Origin of the sequence: Enterobacter wuhouensis (assembly GCF_035835995.1) — a bacterium.
In the GTDB taxonomy this organism is placed as follows: domain Bacteria; phylum Pseudomonadota; class Gammaproteobacteria; order Enterobacterales; family Enterobacteriaceae; genus Enterobacter; species Enterobacter wuhouensis.
Genome location: NZ_CP142124.1, coordinates 341,473 through 358,853 on the forward strand (window position 1 = coordinate 341,473; position 17,381 = coordinate 358,853).

The window sequence follows — 17,381 nt, forward strand, 5'->3', positions numbered from 1 at the left end:
GAGATAGAATAATGATTACTCTGCGCAAACTTCCTCTGGCAGTTGCCGTCGCAGCGGGCGTAATGTCTGCTCAGGCACTGGCTGTGGATTTCCACGGTTATGCTCGTTCTGGTATCGGCTGGACGGGTAGTGGCGGCGAACAACAGTGTTTCCAGGCAACCGGTGCCCAAAGTAAATACCGTCTTGGTAACGAATGTGAAACCTATGCGGAATTGAAACTGGGCCAGGAAGTGTGGAAAGAAGGTGATAAGAGCTTCTACTTCGACACCAACGTAGCGTATTCCGTTGCGCAGCAGAACGACTGGGAAGCCACTGACCCCGCGTTCCGTGAAGCCAACGTGCAGGGTAAAAACCTGATTGAATGGCTGCCAGGCTCCACCATCTGGGCCGGTAAGCGCTTCTATCAGCGTCATGACGTCCACATGATCGACTTCTACTACTGGGATATTTCCGGTCCTGGTGCGGGTCTGGAAAACATCGACGTAGGCTTCGGTAAACTGTCCCTGGCGGCTACCCGTTCTCAGGAAGCCGGCGGTTCGTACATCTTCACCAGCAACAATACCTATCATAACTTCAAAGACACGGCGAACGACGTCTTCGACGTGCGTTTAGCGCAGATGGAAGTCAACCCAGGCGGCACGCTGGAACTGGGTGCTGACTACGGTCGTGCTAACAAAACCGACGGTTATAGCTTCGCTGACGGCGCATCCAAAGATGGCTGGATGTTCACCGCTGAACACACCCAGAGCATGCTGAAAGGCTACAACAAGTTTGTTGTCCAGTATGCTACCGATGCAATGACCACTCAGGGTAAAGGTCTTTCTCAGGGTTCCTTCACCGGCAACGACTATAACAAAGACACTGAAATCGGTGTTGTAGATAACAAGATTAACAACAATGGTTCTCTGGTTCGTATTCTTGACCACGGCGCAATCTCCCTTGGCGACAGCTGGGATCTGATGTATGTCGGTATGTATCAGGATATCGATCGCGACGACAACAACGGTACCACCTGGTACACCGTGGGTGTGCGCCCAATGTACAAATGGACGCCAATCATGAGCACCCTGCTGGAAGTGGGTTACGACAACGTCAAATCTCAGAAAACTGACGATACCAACAACCAATACAAAATCACCCTTGCTCAACAGTGGCAGGCTGGCGACAGCATCTGGTCTCGTCCGGCTATCCGCGTGTTTGCAACCTACGCTAAGTGGGATGAGAAATGGGGTTATGACAACGGCATCGCGAAAAGCGATACCAAAGCAACAACCTACAGCCGCGGCGACAACGACGAGTGGTCCTTCGGCGCCCAGATGGAAATCTGGTGGTAATCCCGTCTTAATCTGACGTAATGACCAAACTGAGGGGCGCAAGCCCCTCAATCCTTGGGACGGCGCGCTATTGCCTGGCTACCGCTGAACCTGTGCATTTTGAGGTGATAACAATGAAAATGAACAAAACTCTCCTTGCCCTTTGCTTATCCGCAGGGCTGCTGGCAAGCGCGCCTGCAGTGACGCTCGCCAATGTGAATTTCGTCCCGCAAAACACCACGTCTGCGCCAGCCATTCCGGCGGCGGCGCTGCAGCAGCTGGTCTGGACGCCTGTCGACCAGTCTAAAGCGCAAACTACCCAGCTCTCAACGGGCGGGCAAACGCTGAATGTCCCGGGCATCAGCGGTCCGGTTGTGGCCTACAGCGTGCCTGCGAATATCGGCGAACTGACGCTGACGCTTTCGAGTGAAGTAAACAAACAAACCAGCGTGTTTGCACCGAATGTGCTGATACTTGATCAAAACATGACGCCATCTGCATTCTTCCCAAGCGAATACTTCTCATATCAGGAACCTGGTGTGATGAGTGCCGATCGTCTTGAAGGGGTGATGCGCCTGACGCCTGCACTGGGGCAGCAGAAACTCTACGTTTTAGTGTTCACTACTGAGAAAGATTTACAGCAAACTACGACGCTTCTCGATCCGGCTAAAGCCTATGCCAAAGGGGTAGGTAACGCGGTACCGGATATTCCCGATCCGATCGCCCGACATACCACCGATGGCGTTGTGAAGCTGAAAGTTTCAACCAGCAGCGCGTCCAGCGTCCTGGTTGGCCCGCTGTTTGGCTCCTCTGGAGCAGGCCCTGTGACCGTTGGCAATACCGCTGCACCTGCCTACACCGCTCCAGCAGCTACGGCCGCTGCGCCTGCAGCCACCGCAGCCCCGGTGAAACCATCCGAGCCGGTGCTGAACGACACCGAAACTTACTTTAACAACGCCATTAAGCAGGCAGTGAAAAGCGGCGACGTCGACAAAGCGCTGAAGCTGCTTGATGAAGCCGAACGTTTAGGTTCAACCACTGCCCGTTCCACCTTTATCAGCAGTGTAAAAGGCAAGGGGTGACCGTCTCCCCACAGTGCTGATTTGTTAGTAGTTTGGTGCGCCTGAGTGGGCGCACTTTTTTTGGTATTCCCCGCGCTGTTGCGCCGTTGTTGCGATAGTGATCGAGAAATAACGTTTGGCCGCCCTCAATGTGCTTTTCTGCGATACAATGCCATTACGTTATGTATCGGAGAGTCTGGCATGTCACACCCCGCGCTAACGCAACTGCGTGCGCTGCGCTATTTTGACCAAATACCCGCGCTTGACCCGGAGCAACTGGACTGGCTGCTTCTTGAAGATTCTATGACTAAACGTTTTGAGCAACAGGGCAAAACGGTCACGGTGACGATGATTCGGGAGGGCTTTGTCTCTTCTGATGAGATTGCCAGCGAGCTGCCGCTGCTGCCGCAAGAAGAACGCTACTGGTTACGTGAGATTTTACTCTGTGCTGACGGTGAACCCTGGCTCGCCGGGCGGACGGTTGTGCCAGCGTCTACGCTGTCCGGACCCGAACTCGCATTACAGCGCCTCGGGAAAACGCCGCTGGGGCGCTACCTGTTCACGTCGTCTGAACTTACCCGTGATTTTATTGAGATTGGCCGCGATGCCGATCTGTGGGGGCGTCGTTCCCGTCTGCGCCTGAGCGGCAAGCCGTTAATACTGACGGAGCTTTTTTTGCCGGCATCGCCGTTGTACTAAGAGGAAGAAAAAATGGAGTGGAGCCTGACGCAGAATAAGCTGCTGGCCTATCACCGCTTAATGCGTACAGATAAACCCATCGGTGCGTTGCTGTTGCTGTGGCCGACGTTATGGGCGCTGTGGGTCGCCACCCCGGGGTTGCCACCGCTGTGGATACTGGGCGTATTTGTTGCCGGCGTCTGGCTGATGCGCGCGGCGGGCTGCGTGGTCAATGATTACGCCGACCGGAAATTCGACGGGCATGTAAAACGTACCGCCAACCGTCCTTTGCCAAGCGGGCAAGTCACCGAGAAAGAAGCGCGCAACTTGTTCATCGTGTTGGTATTGCTCTCTTTCCTGCTGGTGTTGACGCTGAACACCATGACCATCCTGCTCTCCGTCGCGGCGCTGGCGCTGGCCTGGGTCTATCCGTTTATGAAGCGGTATACGCATCTGCCGCAGGTTGTGCTGGGCGCGGCGTTTGGCTGGTCGATTCCGATGGCGTTTGCGGCAGTCAGCGAGTCTGTTCCGCTCAGCTGCTGGCTGATGTTCCTGGCTAACATTCTTTGGGCCGTGGCCTACGACACACAGTACGCGATGGTCGATCGCGACGATGACCTGAAGATTGGCATTAAGTCGACGGCTATCCTGTTCGGCCGTCAGGACAAGCTGATCATCGGTATTTTGCAGGTCGCGGTACTGGCGCTAATGGTGGCGATTGGTCGTCTGAACGGGCTGAACTGGGAGTTTTACTGGTCCGTGCTGGTGGCGGGGCTGCTGTTTGCGTACCAGCAAAAGCTGATTGCGAAACGCGAGCGTGAAGCCTGCTTTAAAGCGTTTCTGAATAATAACTACGTCGGTCTGGTGCTGTTTTTGGGGCTGGCGATGAGCTACTTTTCATAAAAGTACGGCAGCCGAATGGCTGCCGTTTTGTTTTCTCCCTCTCCCCGTGGGAGAGGGCCGGGGTGAGGGCATCAGGCCGCTGACGACATCACTCGTCCTGCGTCGCGCTCTCAATCGTTAAACGCACGTCCGAGGTAATCAGCTCGGCCAGCATCTGGTAAATCTTGAGCGTCTCTTCCGGCTCGGCATCGCCCGTATCGCTGATAAACCCTTCATCACGCAGCGTCAGCACCAGTGAGCTGAATACCGCTTTGTCGAAGAACTCCGGTGCGTTAATGCCGTGCAGAACGGACAGGCGCTGTGCCAGCGTCCGGCTCTCTTTTTCCAGCGTACCGCGGTTGATAGACGGATTGGCGCTCAGCAGCCAGAAGGTGATGGCGTAGCGCTGCAGCGTTTCACGCGCACCGGCGGCCAGCAGCTGCAGGGTGCGAGAACGCGCTGGGTTGATATGCAGCTCGTCATTATTCAGGGTAATCAGCCCCTGACGACGCATCTCTTCCGTCATTTTATCCAGCTCTACCGCCAGCTCATCCTTACTCCAGCGCAGGAACAGCTCCGCTTTCAGCATCGGGTAGATGGCCTCGAGATGGCGCAGCAGTTCCTGACGTGAAATACGGCGATGCTGGGTAATAATGGCCGCCATCAGCGACGGCAGCATCAGCATGTGCGTGATGTTGTTACGATAGTACGTCATCAGCACGGCCTGCTCGCGAGGCAGAATGATGATGTCACCGATAGTGTCTTTCTCGACTTCGAACTTGTTCATCTGCAGCGCGTGATCGATAAGCTCGCTGGCGGTGGCAGACGGCACGGTTGAATCAACCGAGTATGGCACGTTGCGCATAATGTCCAGGTAACAGTCGATCTGTTCGGTCAGCTGCTCGCGGGTGAGGGAACGCTGGCGGGAGGCCAGCAGCGCGGTACAGCACAGGTTCATGGCGTTCGCCGCACCTGCATTGTTAATCCGCACCATCAGCTCGGCGGCGATACCGTTCACCGTCGGCGTCAGCCATGCCGGACGTACCGCTTCGATAGGATCGATAGACTCGCGCCACTCCGGAACATGGTTGTTCAGGTACGTCATCAGCGGCATCGGTTCGCCAAAGTTCACGTAGCCCTGACCGAGATTACGCAGCTTGCTCAGGCCGCGCAGCATCTGCGGCAGGCTCTCTTTCTCTTTGGTCGCACCGCGCAGCTCTTTCGCGTAGGTGCCCACTTCCATCACGTGTTCATAGCCGATGTAAATCGGCACCAGCGTGATCGGACGCGTACCGCCGCGCAGCATGGCCTGGATGGTCATCGACAGCGTGCCGGTCTTCGGATCGAGCAGACGACCGGTACGGGAACGACCGCCCTCCACGAAGTACTCCACGGAATACCCGCGGCTGAACAGCTCGCCGAGATATTCACGGAACACGGTGGAATAGAGCTTGTTGCCCTTAAAGGTACGGCGAATAAAGAACGCGCCCAGACGGCGGAAGATCGGGCCGGCTGGCCAGAAGTTCAGGTTGATACCCGCCGCAATGTGCGGTGGCACCAGCCCCTGGTGATACAACACGTAGGAGAGCAGCAGATAGTCCATGTGGCTACGGTGGCAGGGCACATAGACAATTTCGTGGCCGTCATGCGCCAGCTGGCGCACGCGCTCGGCGTTGTGGACGTTAATGCCCTGATAGAGGCGGTTCCACGTAAAGCTCAGAATACGGTCAGATAGACGAATCATCTCGTAGGAGAAGTTCGCTGCGATCTCTTCCATCAGCGCGATAGCATTCTGCTGGGCTTTTTCGTGCGAAATCTTCTTGCTGCGCGCTTCGTCTTCAACGGCGCGTGCGATGGCTTTGGAGGCCAACAGCTTGTTGAACAGATCCTGACGCGCCGGGAGACGTGGCCCAACGGCGGCCAGACGCTGACGAGCGAAGTGCATACGCGCCACGCGCGCCAGTTTTTGCGCGATGATCTTATCGGTACCGTGTTCGTCCGCCATGCGGCGCAGAGAAACGGAAGGGGAGAAGCGCACAAAGCTGTCGCGCCCCAGCCAGGACACGGCAAAGAATTTCTGGATACCGTTGAGCATGCGCAGCGGCGGATTCTCTTCGCCTTTTTCGCGGCCCGGTCGACGACCAAACATGACGGAAACCGGCACCATCTGCACATCCAGATCGGGATTGCTGCGGTGCAGGTCGAGATAGTCATGGAACAGCTTGATGGACTCTTCTTTCGGCGTGTAATAGGTAAACACGCGCGGCCCGCCGTGAATGAACACGTAGCGCGGCAGCAGAGTACCGTCGATTTCCAGGGGTTCAAGTGGGTCAGGTAAATCATGCGCCAGGCACTGGGCGCGCAGCGTCAGCAAGTCTGCCTTCGAGTTGTAAGGCAAAACGTACATAATAGGGCGTGACGTATCGAGCCCTAATTCCAGCGCGGGTTCTGCTGGGATAGACTTGCTTTTTACCAGGACGCTTAATGGTAAATTAAGTAATTTGTAGTAAATTCGTGGCCAGCCGGACATAAACGATGTAAAGCCTCTGGTTAATAATGCAATTGCGGCGCAAGGATAACAGAAAGCGCGCAAAATTTCTGTTGTTACCCGTCATACTTCAGGCTACAGCGAAACGCGCTGGTGCTAGAGTTACTGACGCTATTTCCAATAAAAGGTTCTATTAATGGCCAATAATACCACTGGGTTAACTCGAATCATCAAAGCTGCCGGCTATTCATGGAAAGGTTTCCGTGCCGCATGGGTCAATGAAGCCGCGTTTCGCCAGGAGGGCGTTGCCGCGATCGTCGCGGTTATCATCGCCTGTTTCCTTGATGTTGATGCTATTACCCGCGTTCTTCTCATTGGCTCCGTCCTTTTGGTGATGATAGTGGAAATTCTCAATAGCGCTATTGAAGCTGTTGTAGACCGCATTGGTTCTGACTTCCATGAGCTTTCTGGCCGTGCCAAAGACATGGGTTCTGCCGCTGTGCTGCTGGCGATTATCACCGCCGCCATAACCTGGGTCACGTTGCTCTGGTCACATTTCCGATGAGCCTCGAGAAATAATTAAGTCCCTGGTTTTTTGTGCAGTTTTTGGTTCCAAAATCACCTTTGACTGTATATACTCACAGCATAACTGTATATACACCCAGGGGGCGGAATGAAAGCGTTAACGACCAGGCAGCAAGAGGTGTTTGATCTCATCCGGGATCACATCAGCCAGACGGGTATGCCACCCACGCGTGCAGAAATCGCGCAGCGTCTGGGTTTCCGCTCGCCGAATGCTGCCGAGGAACACCTTAAAGCGCTGGCGCGTAAAGGCGTGATCGAGATTGTTTCTGGCGCTTCACGCGGCATCCGTCTGCTGGTGGAAGAAGAAACCGGCATTCCATTGATTGGCCGTGTCGCAGCAGGTGAACCCCTGCTGGCGCAACAGCATATCGAAGGCCACTATCAGGTAGACCCTGGTATGTTCAAGCCGAGTGCGGATTTTCTGCTGCGCGTCAGCGGTATGTCGATGAAAGACATTGGTATTCTCGATGGCGATCTGCTGGCGGTTCACAAAACTCAGGACGTGCGCAACGGTCAGGTTGTCGTTGCGCGCATTGATGATGAAGTCACCGTTAAGCGACTGAAAAAACAGGGTAATACCGTTCAGCTTCTGCCGGAGAACAGCGAGTTTACGCCGATTCTGGTGGATCTCCGCGAGCAGAGCTTCTCTATTGAAGGGCTTGCTGTCGGCGTTATTCGTAACGGTGAATGGCTCTAATCTCTTTCTGACGGGCTACGGGGTCTCCGTAGCCTGCTTCATTATCCGGTCCCGGTATTTCTCATGTCACTGCTGACGGCTTCTGATAAGGCATTGTGGCGTCTTGCTCTGCCAATGATTTTCTCCAATATCACCGTTCCTTTGCTGGGACTGGTGGACACGGCTGTTATTGGTCATCTGGATTCTCCCGTTTATCTGGGCGGCGTTGCGATCGGCGCAACGGCGACCAGCTTCCTCTTTATGCTGCTGCTCTTCTTGCGCATGAGCACAACTGGCCTGACGGCGCAGGCGTATGGCGCCAGGGACCCACTGCGGCTGGCGCGAGCGCTTGTGCAGCCATTAATTTTGGCGCTGGGTGCGGGTGCGCTAATTGTTTTACTGCGCACGCCGCTGATCGATCTGGCGCTCCATATTGTGGGCGGTAGCGAGGCGGTGCTTGAGCAGGCGCGGCGCTTCCTTGAAATTCGCTGGCTAAGCGCTCCGGCCTCGCTGGCAAACCTGGTTCTTTTGGGCTGGCTACTTGGCGTTCAGTACGCTCGCGCGCCGGTTATCCTGCTGGTGGTGGGAAACCTCCTGAACATCGTGCTCGATCTCTGGCTGGTGATGGGGCTGCACATGAACGTGCGGGGCGCGGCGCTGGCGACGGCCATTGCGGAATACGGCACGTTTGTCATCGGCCTGTGGATGGTGTGGCGCGTTCTGGCGATGCGCGGGATCTCTCTCGCGATGCTGAAAACGGCCTGGCGCGGCAACGTCCGCAAGCTGCTGGCGCTCAACCGCGACATTATGCTGCGCTCGCTGCTGCTCCAGCTCTGTTTCGGGGCGCTAACCGTCTTTGGCGCCCGCCTCGGGCCTGAGATCGTCGCGGTTAATGCGGTACTGATGACGCTGCTGACCTTTACCGCCTACGCGCTGGATGGCTTTGCCTACGCCGTTGAAGCGCATTCCGGGCAGGCATACGGTGCGCGCCAAAGCGGACAGCTTCAGGAAGTATGGCGGGCGGCCTGTCGCCAGTCGGGTCTGGTGGCGCTGGCGTTTGCGCTGATCTATGCCTTTTTTGGCGAGCATATTATTGCGCTGCTGACCTCGCTCCCGGCGCTTCGCGAACTGGCGAGTCATTACCTCATATGGCAGGTGATCTTACCGGTGGTGGGGGTCTGGTGTTACCTCCTGGACGGCATGTTTATTGGCGCGACGCGCGGGGCGGAGATGCGCAACAGCATGGCCGTTGCGGCGGCGGGTTTTGGTTTGACGCTGCTGACGCTGCCGTATCTGGGTAACCACGGTTTGTGGCTGGCTCTGGCGGTGTTTCTCTCCCTGCGAGGCCTGTCGCTGGCATTTATCTGGCGGCGCCACTGGCGCAACAACACCTGGTTTCCTTCCCGCGCCGATATATCGTGACGGTTAAAGATTCCGAATATGAAAATGACTGCCGAATCCTTCACTACAATTATTATCACGTCCAGCAGAAAAGAACGTAACGGACGTTACGACCCAACGCTTAACTATGAGGACACGATGATGAATAAAGACGAAATCGGCGGCAACTGGAAGCAATTCAAAGGTAAAGCGAAAGAACAGTGGGGTAAGCTGACGGATGACGATATGACCGTCATCGAAGGTAAACGCGATCAGCTGGTGGGTAAAATCCAGGAACGTTATGGCTATGAAAAAGATAAAGCCGAAACGGAAGTGAAAGACTGGGAAACCCGTAATGATTACCGCTGGTAATCGTCAGTAAACTAGTATCCCTCTGAGGGCGGCCATGGGCCGCCTTTTCTTTTGCCGTTAACGCGGCTTTTTCTTCACCAGGATAGAGTGGTCGTGCTGGCATTCGCCCTGATGGCTGCAGGATTCCACTTCCACGCAGGCAGAGCACAAGCCGTGCGCTTCAATCACGTTGTGACGCAGGGCAAAGCCCATTTTCGCTGCCAGCGTATGCATAATGTCTTCTACGCCTTCCGCGCCTTCTTCTTTTACTACGCCACAGCGGTCGCAGATAAACATGGCCGACGTGTGGGTTGGCTGATCAAACAGATGGCACAGCACGTAGCTGTTTGTCGACTCCACCTTATGTACAAAGCCTTGTTCCAGCAGAAAATCCAGCGCGCGATAGACGGTGGGGGGCTTAGCTTGGGGTTCACTTACCCGCAGCAGATCGAGGAGATCGTACGCGCTTATCGCTCCCTGCTGCAGGCTCATCAGCCGCAATACCTCAAGGCGCTGCGGAGTCAGGCGCACATTGCGTTGCACGCATAGCTTTTCAGCTTGCGCTAGCAGCTCTTTTGTGGACTTATCCATTTAGCACCTCGGATGTTTTTAGAGTGGGAAACCGTCACTTTATCATGTTCTGGTAAAAACACCGAGATCCACCGGGCTGTGCTATACCTGGCGCATCGTATTTGGGGAAAAGATAATGAAAAGACCTGACTGTATCCGTCACTGGCGCGACGTGGAAGGCGCAGATGATTCGACCTATCCCGACAGCAATGAGCTTTTTTCCATCGGCGCACCGCTGGCCCGCAGGCTGGGTCTGGGGCGTATTGGTATTCATCATGAACGTTTACCCCCAGGGCGTCGTACCTCCTATCCTCACGCGGAAAGCGATGAAGAGGAGTTTATCTACGTCCTTGAAGGTTACCCGGAGGCCTGGATTAACGGCTATCTGTGGAAGCTGGAGCCCGGAGACAGCGTAGGCTTCCCCGCCGGCACCGGCGTCTGCCACACCTTCATTAACAACACCGAAGAAGAGGTGCGGCTGCTGGTGGTAGGCGAGGCCAACAAAAAGCAAAACCGCATCTACTACCCGCTGAATCCGGTGTATGCCGCCACGCGTGAAGACCGCTGGGTAGACCATCCGCCGCAGTTTTTTGGCCCGCACGATGGAAAACCTGGGAAAAAATAATTTCCTCTTCTATAAATATTGAGGGCCGTCACAAAATATAACAGGCCGTAAGGGAGTTTTACTTAGGGACAGAAATAGCGGGTCTTTTACTACTTATTCACAGCAATAGTTCGTTCCTGTTTGGGTGATAACAGACAGGGGTTATTTCATAACAGACTATAACGGGCATACTGTGAAAAAACATTTTAAATTTTCGGTGGTTAGCATCGCTGTCTCCCTTTTTATGGCAAATCAGGCGGGAGCAGCCAATACCTGGACAGAATCACGTAGCGACGCAATGGGTGGTACCGGCGTTGCATCCGGCAGCTATGGCAGCGGGGCGTTAATCAACCCCGCGCTGCTGGCAAAGGCTAAACCTGATGATGACGTCACGGTGATTTTACCCTCCGTCGGCGCGCAAATTACGGATAAAGACAACCTTCAGGACGAGATTGATAACATCAATGACAAAATCAATCACTATCAGGATGTGATTGATAACCTTACTCCCGGTGAAATCATCACCAATCCGCTCGGCTCAATCAACCAGTTCCAGGGCGCGGCGAAAGATCTCGCGGATGAACTGGACTACCTCAAAGGTAAAACCGCGCGCGCGACGGCAGGCGCGGGGATTGCAGTCAGTATCCCTAACGACGTCCTTTCCGTGGCCTTTATGGCGAAAGGCTACGCCCACGGGCGCGTTAGCTCCTCTATCGATCAGCAGGATATTGATTACCTGCGCGGTATTCAAAAGAGCGATGCGGTAGCCGCTGGCGTGGCGCTGGACGCTGCGCTGAACGGCACCGATCAAATCACCAAAAACCTTAACTCAACGGCATCTGGACGGGCGGCGATTGTCTCAGACTATGGTATTGCGGTGGCCCGCCAGTTCGATCTGGGCGGCGTTCCGGTTTCCGTGGGCGTGACGCCAAAGCTGCAAAAAACCTGGGTCTATAACTACACCACCTCAATTTACGATTACGACAGTAACAAGTGGAACGACAGCCGCTACCGTACCGACGACACCGGCTTCAACGTCGATGCCGGTATCGCCGCCGATTTAGGTGAAAACTGGACGCTCGGCCTGAGCGGACAAAACCTGATGTCGCGCGATATCGACACGAAAGATGTTCGCATTCGCAACGGTCGCACGGGTGAGGTTGTTAGCTACAAAGATACCTACCAGATCCGTCCGCTGGTGACCGCAGGCGCGGCCTGGCACAACGATCTGGTGACCCTGACCGCTGATGGCGATCTGACGGAAACCAAGGGCTTCAAAAGTGAAGATACCTCTCAGTACGCTGGCGTAGGTGCCGAGGTCACGCCGCTGAGCTGGCTGGCCGTTCGCGCCGGTTTCCGTGCGGATATGAAAGGGAATGACAGCAACGTCTTTACCGGCGGTGTCGGCTTTGCACCGTTTAACACCGTCCATGTTGACCTGATGGGCCTGTACGGTGAGGACGAAACCTGGGGCGCAGGCGCACAGCTGAGCATGACGTTTTAAAGTAGACCGGAGGCGCTGCGCCTCCGGCTTTTCTTTGTGCTATAGTAGCGCCCCTTTTCCACCAGATGCTTAAAACTTCGCCATGTCGTCAGAATTACAGACCGCTTTCCCCGCACACCGTTTCTCCATTGCGCCGATGCTCGACTGGACGGACAGACACTGCCGCTACTTCCTGCGCCAGCTCTCCCGCCATACGCTGCTGTACACCGAAATGGTGACCACCGGGGCGATTATCCACGGGAAGGGCGACTATCTGGCGTACAGTGAAGAAGAACATCCGGTTGCCCTGCAGCTGGGCGGTAGCGATCCGGCCGCGCTGGCGCAGTGCGCGAAGCTGGCGGAAGAACGCGGCTACGACGAAATTAACCTGAACGTGGGCTGCCCGTCCGATCGCGTGCAAAACGGCATGTTCGGCGCGTGTTTAATGGGCAACGCACCGCTGGTGGCGGACTGTATCAAGGCGATGCGCGACGTGGTTTCCATTCCGGTCACGGTCAAAACCCGTATCGGCATTGACGATCAGGACAGCTACGAATTCCTGTGTGATTTCATCAATACCGTTGCCGGAAGGGGCGAGTGCGAGATGTTTATCATCCACGCGCGTAAAGCCTGGCTTTCCGGCCTCAGCCCGAAAGAGAACCGCGAAATCCCGCCGCTGGACTACCCGCGCGTGTACCAGCTGAAGCGTGATTTCCCCCACCTGACGATGTCAATCAACGGCGGCATCAAGTCGCTGGAAGAGGCAAAAGCGCACCTGGAACATATGGATGGCGTGATGGTTGGACGCGAGGCGTATCAAAACCCGGGCATTCTGGCGACGGTCGATCGTGAAATTTATGGCACTGAAGGTGCCGATACCGACCCGGTTTCGGTGGTGCGGGCCATGTATCCGTATATTGAGCGCGAGCTGAGCAACGGCACCTATCTTGGCCACATTACGCGCCATATGCTTGGCCTGTTCCAGGGTATTCCCGGCGCGCGTCAGTGGCGTCGCTATCTGAGCGAGAATGCGCATAAAGCCGGAGCCGATATTGACGTGCTGGAGCACGCCCTGCGCCTGGTCGCGGATAAGCGATAAATTTCGCTAAAAGTTCGTCAAATTCGCCACGCCCTGCAAGTGATTGCGGGGCGTTTTGCTTTTATAACAATGGGTTAGTTTTGGCATGATTCTTGTAATGATCGCTGCATCATTCGGGAACTCGTGGGAGAGCACCATGCTGGAACTTCTTTTTGTGATTGGCTTTTTTGTCATGCTGATGGTGACGGGCGTGTCGCTGCTCGGCATTCTTGCCGCGATTGTCGTGGCGACGGTGGTGATGTTTATCGGCGGGCTGTTTGCCCTGACGATCAAGCTCCTGCCGTGGCTACTGCTGGCCATTGCGGTCGTGTGGGTAATACGGGCGATTAAATCGCCAAAAGTGCCCAATTATCAGCGCAATAACCGCTTCCGTTACTAAGGTATTGAGGTGTTCGTCACATACCTGCAACTTTTCCGGCAGCATGGCTTAGAACGGAATAGGATTTACTTATCGAATCTGTCACTATGACTGCCGCAAAAGAATTCATCGAGCTGTACCCTACATACAGCCGAACTAAAAAAAGAAAGGGCTTCCCAAGGGAAGCCCAATTTCTTTTTAAGGCCTAGGGGATCAGCAGGCTTGAGCCCTGCGTTGCCCGGCTCTCCAGCACCTCATGCGCGCGCTGCGCATCGGTCAGCGCATACTTCTGCGCATCCGCAACGTCCACTTTGATTACGCCGCTGGCGATCAGCGAGAACAGTTCGTTGCTGGCTTCTACCAGTTCTTCCCGGTTGGTGATGTAACCCTGCAGGGAAGGGCGCGTTACGTACAGCGAACCCTTCTGGTTCAGAATGCCCAGATTCACACCGGTGACCGCGCCCGAGGCGTTACCGAAGCTCACCATCAGCCCACGGCGCTGCAGACAGTCCAGCGACGCTTCCCAGGTATCTTTCCCCACCGAGTCATACACCACGCGCACTTTTTGACCGTGCGTGATCTCTTTTAGCCGCTCAACAATGCTCTCTTCACGGTAGTTGATCGCCTGCCATGCCCCCGCATCCAATGCGCGCTGCGCTTTCTGCGCGCTGCCCACGGTACCGATAAGCTTCGCGCCCAGCGCTTTCGCCCACTGACAGGCGATCAGCCCCACGCCGCCCGCAGCGGCATGAAACAGGAACTGCTCATCGGGTTTGATCTCATAGGTTTTGCGCAGCAGATAATAGACGGTCAGTCCTTTAAGGAACGAGGCGGCAGCCTGCTCAAAGGAGATGGCGTTAGGCAGCAGGGCGGCTTTATCCGCCGGAACGTTATGAACGGAGCTGTAGGCGCCCAGCGCAGACTGCGCATACACCACGCGATCGCCTTCTTTAAGGTGCTTAACGGCGCTGCCCACTTTACTGACCACCCCCGCAGCCTCGGTTCCCAGGCCGCTCGGCATAGACGGAGGCGGATAGAGGCCGCCGCGAATATAGGTATCAATGTAGTTAATGCCAATCGCTTTGTTTTCAACCTGAACTTCATTTTCACCAGGCGCGGCGGGGGTAAATTCCACCGCTTTGAGAACGTCTGGTCCACCGTGTTTCTGGAATTCAATGCGCGTTGCCATGCTCCCTCCGTAAGAAAAATATGGTAATCTTTCGACCCACTCTTTATCTCGGTAACTCCATTCACTATGGCAGGAAACAAACCCTTCAACAAACAGACTGAACCCCGCGAACGTGATTTCCAGGTCGCCGGGTTAAAAGTCCCGCCGCACTCGATTGAAGCGGAACAGTCGGTGTTGGGCGGTTTAATGCTGGATAACGAACGCTGGGACGACGTCGCCGAACGCGTCGTGGCGGAAGATTTCTACACCCGCCCGCACCGCCACATCTTTACCGAAATGGCGCGCCTGCAGGAGTCGGGCAGCCCGATCGACCTGATTACGCTCGCGGAATCGCTTGAGCGCCAGGGGCAACTCGATAGCTGCGGCGGGTTTGCCTATCTGGCAGAGCTTTCAAAAAACACGCCAAGCGCGGCGAACATCAGCGCTTACGCCGATATCGTGCGTGAACGTGCCGTTGTGCGCGAGATGATTTCGGTGGCGAATGAGATCGCCGAAGCGGGCTTTGATCCTCAGGGTCGCTCCAGCGAAGATCTGCTCGACCTTGCCGAATCCCGCGTCTTTAAAATTGCCGAAAGCCGTGCAAATAAAGACGAAGGCCCAAAAAACATTGCCGATGTGCTCGACGCAACCGTCGCGCGTATCGAACAGCTGTTCCAGCAGCCGCATGACGGCGTCACCGGCGTAAACACCGGTTATGACGATTTGAATAAGAAGACCGCCGGCCTGCAGCCGTCGGATTTGATTATCGTCGCCGCGCGTCCGTCGATGGGTAAAACCACATTTGCGATGAACCTCGTCGAAAATGCGGCGATGCTGCAGGATAAGCCGGTGCTTATCTTCAGTCTGGAGATGCCCTCCGAGCAGATCATGATGCGTTCTCTGGCGTCGCTGTCGCGCGTGGATCAGACCCGCATTCGTACCGGCCAGCTTGATGATGAAGACTGGGCGCGCATCTCCGGCACCATGGGCATTCTGCTGGAAAAACGGAACATCTACATCGATGACTCCTCCGGCCTGACGCCGACGGAAGTGCGCTCCCGCGCGCGCCGTATCGCCCGCGAACACGGCGGCATCGGCCTTATCATGATCGACTACCTTCAGCTGATGCGCGTGCCGTCGCTCTCCGACAACCGTACGCTGGAAATTGCAGAGATTTCCCGCTCGCTCAAGGCGCTGGCCAAAGAGCTGCACGTGCCGGTGGTGGCGCTGTCGCAGCTTAACCGCTCCCTGGAACAACGTGCCGACAAGCGCCCGGTCAACTCCGACCTGCGTGAATCCGGCTCCATCGAGCAGGATGCCGACTTAATCATGTTTATCTACCGTGATGAGGTTTATCACGAGAACAGCGACCTGAAAGGGATCGCCGAAATCATTATCGGTAAGCAGCGTAACGGCCCTATCGGTACGGTGCGTCTGACCTTTAACGGACAGTGGTCGCGTTTCGACAACTATGCCGGTCCTCAATATGATGATGAGTAATTTCTAAGGAATTCAAATGCAAGCGGCAACTGTTGTTATTAACCGCCGCGCTCTGCGACACAACCTGCAACGTCTACGTGAACTGGCGCCCGCCAGCAAGCTCGTTGCAGTCGTGAAAGCGAACGCTTACGGACACGGTCTTATTGAGACCGCGCGAACGCTCCCCGATGCCGACGCTTTTGGCGTCGCCCGTCTTGAAGAAGCTCTCCGCCTGCGCGCGGGCGGGATTACCCAACCGATTCTGCTCCTTGAAGGCTTTTTTGAAGCGTCGGACCTGCCGACCATTGCCGACCAGCATCTGCACACGGCGGTCCACAACGAAGAACAGCTTGCGGCACTCGAAGCCGCCGAGCTGAGCGAGCCGGTGACCGTGTGGATGAAGCTTGATACGGGCATGCACCGTCTGGGCGTGCGTCCGGAAAGCGCCGAGGTGTTTTACCAGCGCCTGTGCCAGTGCAAAAACGTGCGCCAGCCGGTCAATATCGTCAGCCACTTCGCCCGTGCCGATGAGCCGGAGTGTGGGGCGACCGAGCAGCAGCTCGATATCTTCAACACCTTTTGCGAAGGCAAGCCGGGCATGCGCTCACTCGCGGCATCCGGCGGCATTCTGCTGTGGCCGCAGTCTCACTTCGACTGGGCGCGCCCGGGCATAATCCTTTACGGCGTATCGCCGCTGGAGGGCAAGCCCTGGGGGCCGGATTTCGGTTTTCAGCCGGTGATGTCTCTCGTGTCCAACCTGATTGCGGTGCGTGAGCACAAAGCGGGTGAACCGGTAGGCTACGGCGGCACCTGGACCAGCGAGCGCGATACGCGTCTGGGCGTGGTGGCGATGGGTTATGGCGACGGCTATCCCCGCGCCGCGCCATCGGGTACGCCGGTGCTGGTAAACGGCCGTGAAGCGAAGATTGTTGGCCGCGTGGCAATGGACATGATTTGCGTCGACCTGGGGCCAGAGGCGCAGGACAAAGCGGGCGACGATGTGGTGATGTGGGGCGAAGGCCTGCCCGTTGAGCGCATTGCTGAAATCACAAAAGTAAGTGCTTACGAACTTATTACGCGGCTCACGTCGCGGGTTGCAATGAAGTACATCGACTAAGATGCCAATGGAGTGAGGTATTTCACCTCACTCCCACTTTATTAACATCCCCTCGACCTTCTTCCACTTCCGGTTTATTGTTGAATTCC

17 protein-coding genes and 1 pseudogene are annotated in these 17,381 nt (G+C 55.9%); 15 read left to right on the forward strand and 3 right to left on the reverse strand.

Annotation, left to right across the window (positions count from 1 at the left end):
* Positions 1 to 8: 8 nt before the first annotated feature.
* The 4 genes from VPX56_RS01640 to ubiA all read left to right on the forward strand — a co-directional run bounded on the left by VPX56_RS01640 (position 9) and on the right by ubiA (position 3,955).
* On the forward strand, positions 9 to 1,334 hold the full coding sequence (locus VPX56_RS01640; protein WP_131635470.1) for a maltoporin: 1,326 nt from the start codon (positions 9 to 11) through the stop codon (positions 1,332 to 1,334).
* Between the two features lie 113 nt (positions 1,335 to 1,447).
* On the forward strand, positions 1,448 to 2,395 hold the full coding sequence (gene malM / locus VPX56_RS01645; RefSeq protein ID WP_326469483.1) for a maltose operon protein MalM: 948 nt from the start codon (positions 1,448 to 1,450) through the stop codon (positions 2,393 to 2,395).
* Positions 2,396 to 2,575: 180 nt separating this feature from the next.
* Complete coding sequence (ubiC, locus tag VPX56_RS01650) at positions 2,576 to 3,073, forward strand: chorismate lyase (protein ID WP_131635380.1); 498 nt, start codon at positions 2,576 to 2,578, stop codon at positions 3,071 to 3,073.
* Positions 3,074 to 3,085: 12 nt separating this feature from the next.
* Positions 3,086 to 3,955 carry a 4-hydroxybenzoate octaprenyltransferase gene (gene ubiA, locus VPX56_RS01655; RefSeq protein ID WP_263610732.1) on the forward strand — a complete coding sequence of 290 codons (870 nt, stop codon included), beginning with the start codon at positions 3,086 to 3,088 and terminating at the stop codon, positions 3,953 to 3,955.
* A gap of 88 nt (positions 3,956 to 4,043) precedes the next feature.
* On the opposite strand, the gene plsB is transcribed toward ubiA, so the two are convergent.
* Positions 4,044 to 6,464 carry a glycerol-3-phosphate 1-O-acyltransferase PlsB gene (gene plsB / locus VPX56_RS01660; RefSeq protein WP_131635382.1) on the reverse strand — a complete coding sequence of 807 codons (2,421 nt, stop codon included), beginning with the start codon at positions 6,462 to 6,464 and terminating at the stop codon, positions 4,044 to 4,046.
* Positions 6,465 to 6,618: 154 nt separating this feature from the next.
* Between plsB and VPX56_RS01665 the strand changes: the two genes are divergently transcribed.
* From VPX56_RS01665 to VPX56_RS01685, 5 genes and pseudogenes are all read left to right on the forward strand, one after another.
* Positions 6,619 to 6,987, forward strand: coding sequence for a diacylglycerol kinase (locus VPX56_RS01665; protein ID WP_014830281.1), 369 nt, complete (start codon positions 6,619 to 6,621; stop codon positions 6,985 to 6,987).
* A gap of 108 nt (positions 6,988 to 7,095) precedes the next feature.
* A complete protein-coding gene (lexA, locus tag VPX56_RS01670) occupies positions 7,096 to 7,704 on the forward strand; it encodes a transcriptional repressor LexA (RefSeq protein WP_131635383.1) in 609 nt (202 codons plus the stop codon).
* A gap of 63 nt (positions 7,705 to 7,767) precedes the next feature.
* Positions 7,768 to 9,105 carry an MATE family efflux transporter DinF gene (dinF, locus tag VPX56_RS01675; protein WP_131635384.1) on the forward strand — a complete coding sequence of 446 codons (1,338 nt, stop codon included), beginning with the start codon at positions 7,768 to 7,770 and terminating at the stop codon, positions 9,103 to 9,105.
* Positions 9,102 to 9,176: pseudogene (locus VPX56_RS01680) on the forward strand (hypothetical protein); the annotation flags it as partial. The gene dinF and the pseudogene VPX56_RS01680, both read left to right, overlap by 4 nt.
* Positions 9,177 to 9,225: 49 nt before the next feature.
* Positions 9,226 to 9,435 carry a CsbD family protein gene (locus tag VPX56_RS01685; RefSeq protein ID WP_112012120.1) on the forward strand — a complete coding sequence of 70 codons (210 nt, stop codon included), beginning with the start codon at positions 9,226 to 9,228 and terminating at the stop codon, positions 9,433 to 9,435.
* A gap of 57 nt (positions 9,436 to 9,492) precedes the next feature.
* On the opposite strand, the gene zur is transcribed toward VPX56_RS01685, so the two are convergent.
* On the reverse strand, positions 9,493 to 10,005 hold the full coding sequence (zur, locus tag VPX56_RS01690; protein WP_131635385.1) for a zinc uptake transcriptional repressor Zur: 513 nt from the start codon (positions 10,003 to 10,005) through the stop codon (positions 9,493 to 9,495).
* Positions 10,006 to 10,120: 115 nt separating this feature from the next.
* Here zur and VPX56_RS01695 point away from each other — a divergent pair, with 115 nt between their 5' ends.
* From VPX56_RS01695 to pspG, 4 genes are all read left to right on the forward strand, one after another.
* Positions 10,121 to 10,609: a cupin domain-containing protein gene (locus tag VPX56_RS01695; protein WP_131635386.1), complete on the forward strand. Its 489-nt coding sequence runs from the start codon at positions 10,121 to 10,123 to the stop codon at positions 10,607 to 10,609.
* A 223-nt stretch (positions 10,610 to 10,832) separates the two neighbouring features.
* The gene (locus VPX56_RS01700; RefSeq protein ID WP_370967357.1) at positions 10,833 to 12,092 is read left to right on the forward strand and encodes a conjugal transfer protein TraF; all 1,260 of its coding nucleotides are present in this window, start codon (positions 10,833 to 10,835) and stop codon (positions 12,090 to 12,092) included.
* A gap of 82 nt (positions 12,093 to 12,174) precedes the next feature.
* The gene (gene dusA, locus VPX56_RS01705) at positions 12,175 to 13,170 is read left to right on the forward strand and encodes a tRNA dihydrouridine(20/20a) synthase DusA (RefSeq protein ID WP_263610728.1); all 996 of its coding nucleotides are present in this window, start codon (positions 12,175 to 12,177) and stop codon (positions 13,168 to 13,170) included.
* A gap of 136 nt (positions 13,171 to 13,306) precedes the next feature.
* On the forward strand, positions 13,307 to 13,549 hold the full coding sequence (gene pspG / locus VPX56_RS01710; protein ID WP_131635389.1) for an envelope stress response protein PspG: 243 nt from the start codon (positions 13,307 to 13,309) through the stop codon (positions 13,547 to 13,549).
* A gap of 184 nt (positions 13,550 to 13,733) precedes the next feature.
* Here the strand turns inward: pspG and VPX56_RS01715 are convergent, their stop codons facing one another.
* Entirely contained in the window at positions 13,734 to 14,717 is a 984-nt protein-coding gene (locus tag VPX56_RS01715; protein ID WP_326469495.1) for a quinone oxidoreductase, read from the reverse strand.
* 66 nt (positions 14,718 to 14,783) lie between these two features.
* Here VPX56_RS01715 and dnaB point away from each other — a divergent pair, with 66 nt between their 5' ends.
* Positions 14,784 to 16,196, forward strand: coding sequence for a replicative DNA helicase (dnaB, locus tag VPX56_RS01720; protein WP_326469497.1), 1,413 nt, complete (start codon positions 14,784 to 14,786; stop codon positions 16,194 to 16,196).
* 16 nt (positions 16,197 to 16,212) lie between these two features.
* Positions 16,213 to 17,292, forward strand: a complete 1,080-nt coding sequence (alr, locus tag VPX56_RS01725) for an alanine racemase (RefSeq protein ID WP_326469499.1) — start codon at positions 16,213 to 16,215, stop codon at positions 17,290 to 17,292.
* Positions 17,293 to 17,381: the final 89 nt, after the last annotated feature.